Source organism: Herbaspirillum lusitanum (assembly GCF_026127345.1).
Lineage (GTDB): Bacteria > Pseudomonadota > Gammaproteobacteria > Burkholderiales > Burkholderiaceae_D > Herbaspirillum > Herbaspirillum lusitanum.
Genome location: NZ_QXFG01000021.1, coordinates 1 through 384 on the forward strand (window position 1 = coordinate 1; position 384 = coordinate 384).

Below are 384 nucleotides of genomic sequence, written 5' to 3' on the forward strand. Positions count from 1 at the left end.
CCATCCAGTTCCCGCGAAGCTGGTCTTCAGCCGCCCAGGTCTTTTTCTGCTCTGACATGATGTTATTCAGCGCCAGCGGATTATCGCCATACTGTTCCTTCAGGCGCTGTTCCGTGGCTTCCCGTTCTGCCTGCCGGTCAGTCAGCCCCCGGCTTTTCGCATCAATGGCGGCCCGTTTTGCCCGTTGCTGCTGTGCGAATTTATCCGCCTGCTGCGCCAGCGCGTTCAGGCGCTCCTGATACGTAACCTTGTCGCCAAGTGCAGCCAGCTGGCGTTTGTACTCCAGCGTCTCATCTTTATGCGCCAGCAGGGATTTCTCCTGTGCAGACAGCTGGCGACGTTGCGCCGCCTCCTCCAGTACCGCGAACTGACTCTCCGCCTTCC

At 59.6% G+C, this 384-nt stretch carries 1 protein-coding gene; it reads right to left on the bottom strand.

Annotated elements, in window-relative coordinates; genetic code table 11:
- On the bottom strand, positions 1-384 hold a 384-nt coding region (locus tag DXT88_RS23295), incomplete at both ends, for a phage tail tape measure protein (protein ID WP_265216244.1).